This window comes from Arthrobacter sp. 2YAF22_2 (genome assembly GCF_052114645.1).
Taxonomy (GTDB): domain Bacteria; phylum Actinomycetota; class Actinomycetes; order Actinomycetales; family Micrococcaceae; genus Arthrobacter.
Genome location: NZ_JBFRFD010000526.1, coordinates 1 through 2,419 on the forward strand (window position 1 = coordinate 1; position 2,419 = coordinate 2,419).

The 2,419-nt window shown below is 57.2% G+C and carries 3 protein-coding genes; all 3 read right to left on the reverse strand.

Going from position 1 to position 2,419, the window contains the following annotated elements; all coding sequences use genetic code 11:
* Positions 1–42 precede the first annotated feature (42 nt).
* The 3 genes from AB4Y86_RS16835 to AB4Y86_RS16845 all read right to left on the reverse strand — a co-directional run bounded on the left by AB4Y86_RS16835 (position 43) and on the right by AB4Y86_RS16845 (position 2,080).
* Positions 43–1,074, reverse strand: a complete 1,032-nt coding sequence (locus tag AB4Y86_RS16835) for a pilus assembly protein TadG-related protein (RefSeq protein WP_441403313.1) — start codon at positions 1,072–1,074, stop codon at positions 43–45.
* A 47-nt stretch (positions 1,075–1,121) separates the two neighbouring features.
* The gene (locus AB4Y86_RS16840; RefSeq protein ID WP_441403314.1) at positions 1,122–1,547 is read right to left on the reverse strand and encodes a TadE/TadG family type IV pilus assembly protein; all 426 of its coding nucleotides are present in this window, start codon (positions 1,545–1,547) and stop codon (positions 1,122–1,124) included.
* Between the two features lie 329 nt (positions 1,548–1,876).
* Positions 1,877–2,080 (reverse strand): Flp family type IVb pilin, encoded by a 204-nt coding sequence (locus tag AB4Y86_RS16845; protein ID WP_441403315.1) that lies wholly within the window; start codon positions 2,078–2,080, stop codon positions 1,877–1,879.
* Between the last annotated feature and the right edge of the window lie 339 nt (positions 2,081–2,419).

Genomic DNA, 2,419 nt, shown 5'->3' on the forward strand with positions numbered 1-2,419 from the left:
GACTTCCTCCTTATGCCGATTGAAACTCATTGTGTGTCGCGGCTACTTGGACAACGTGACTCCAAGAGATCCGTATGTTATTGGGCCGCCCATTTTTGCAGCATCGGCCAGCGTGACCTTTTTTATGAAAGTGCCGTACAGTCCGGTATCGCTATTTTTCAGCTTCAGGCTTCCTTTGAGCGCGCTGGCTTCCGTCGTGTAATAGGTACTTCCGCCACCGTTGAAATGCCAACCCCGAAGAGAAATCTGCGCAAAAGCTTCGATCCGAAAAGACTTACCAAAAGGAGAGGCTGCGCAGGGGTTCACTCCCGTCCCACCCTTATCCGGACAGGCCGTGTCGAAGATCGGAATAAGAATCTCGACCGTTTTGYCGGCCGCTAGGCTCGCCTGCCAGCGGGTAAATGTGTCCGTGCAAGTCCCATCGAAGCTCGTGCCAGATTTGGACTCGACCCAGGGGCTGGTGATGTCGACGTGTACGTTGCAGTCGAGCCCCGGGTGCTTCAACCAACCGAAACCGCCAGGGAGTTCGTGCCCTGACGATGACTGATGGGGGCATGCGTACTTCGGATCATCGGACAGCGACGTCCCGTGTTCAGGAAAGAACTGGAGGCCCTTGAAAAAAGACGGGTCAGATTCGCATTTTGAGAACGTCAACGGAAAGACATCGGCAGCAGAGAACCCACCGAATTTCGCTTGCGCGAATGCCTGGATCTCTACGGAATTGATACCAAGGGCACGAGCCAGATAGAGGGAGAAGTGTTCGCCGCCTGCGCCGGCCGGAGTTTCAGTGGTGACGTCCACCGTGCCCGCGGCGTTGTTCACGACAGCCGAGACAACGTTGCTGGACCCGTCAAGAGCGTTGCCGTTGGCGTAAGGCGAAGCCTTTACCCTCTGATCTGCGGCGCACGGAGCTGAAGTGGTGACCTTGGCGCAGGCTTGCGCTACCGCGAGTGCCGCTGAATCGGCGCCATTCTGCAGTTGTGTTTTCTCCGAGTACATGGCGCCGACGTCTACGGCCAGGGCTCCGAAGCCCAGAAGGGCAACTATGAGAATGGCCGCGAGCGGAGCAATCACACCCCGCTCCTTGTCCTCGGCCTCGCAGCCCTGCGGTTGCTCTTTAGCTAACCTCCGCATTGCATGACCCCTTTAGCTGAGATGTTCATAATGTCGGGGAGAAAAGGGACCAACGTCGGAAGACCGGTGAGGTACTTGACCTTTGCGCTAATGGTGACGACTGAATCCGAGCCTGGAGCGCAGGAGTTGATTGTGACGTCGGCAAGCTTCAGGCTGGCAATGGGCGCCGCGTCAATTGCCTTCTGCTGTGCCACAGCGTTTGTGTAGCCGGCGTCTGCGTAGTGGATGGCTGAGTACCTCGCGGCTTCTCGGGCACCTTCGGCCATGGAGACCTGGATGCCGAATGCTCTTCCGTATTCCACTATCCCCAAAATTAGTGCGAGGAAGATGGGAAGGATCAGGGCGAACTCGACGGCGACGGCGCCCAGTTCCTTGGATTTTCTCTTGTCGCAGGGCTTGACCGGGTGTTCCATCACAAGCCAGCCGTAGCGGCCTGGAATCCAGGAATTAGCTGTGGCCCGAGTAGGCCGACGGCAAGAACGGTTGCGGTGGCAATGAAGCCGACCAGAAGTGCGTACTCGACTGCGGTGGCAGCTTGCAGTGAACGAATTGAATAGCCAACGTCACTCACTCGCACTGAAGTGACTTTCGCCTTGGACTTGAGACCTTGCACGACCCCTCCTGAACCTTCAGACCTGGCACACCTGCGTATGCGCTGACGACAGAAGCCCAGAGGCAGATGCGATGGCAGCGGAACTGCCGCCGCACCGCCTCTGGGCTTCGACGAATGCGTTGGTGGGTGCTAGGGCGTCTTGGTGATGGCGGTCTTGACGTCGCCGAAGAGCGTGTTGAGCTGGCCGCCTAGGAGGCCGACGGTGGTGATGATGGCGACTGCGATGAGCGCGACCATCAGGCCGTACTCCACCGCGGTGGCACCCTTTTCGGATTCGAGCTTGTTCTTGACGCCGGCGATGAAAGAGAGCATTGAGACCATGAGACCAGTCATTGTAATTTCCTTTTCCAGAGTTCCGAATATGTGAACGGAATTCCAGTGAATCCCCTATTGCTTATTCACTGGAGCTTCGCTGGAACCACATTTGCACGGCGATTAACGGCGCGGCAATAACTTCGAATACTCGACTTTTTGGAACGAAAAATGGGGTTCTACTCGGTGGCAATGGCGGTGTACTCAGTTCGGTGTGGAGGCGTAGCCAAAATTACCTGTTTCGATAAGCCGACTTGCTATTTAAGCCGTCGCACCGACCACAGCTACCACTACTGAAGCAGCAGGATGRCGGCCAGGGCGGCGGCCAGCATGGACGGCCCGTAGGCGACTTCCTTCGGC

Bases quoted from the DNA above. Each gene is read 5' to 3' on its own strand.
- AB4Y86_RS16840 (WP_441403314.1), bottom strand. From the start codon at position 1,547: ATGGAACACCCGGTCAAGCCCTGCGACAAGAGAAAATCCAAGGAACTG.
- AB4Y86_RS16845 (WP_441403315.1), bottom strand. From the start codon at position 2,080: ATGACTGGTCTCATGGTCTCAATGCTCTCTTTCATCGCCGGCGTCAAG.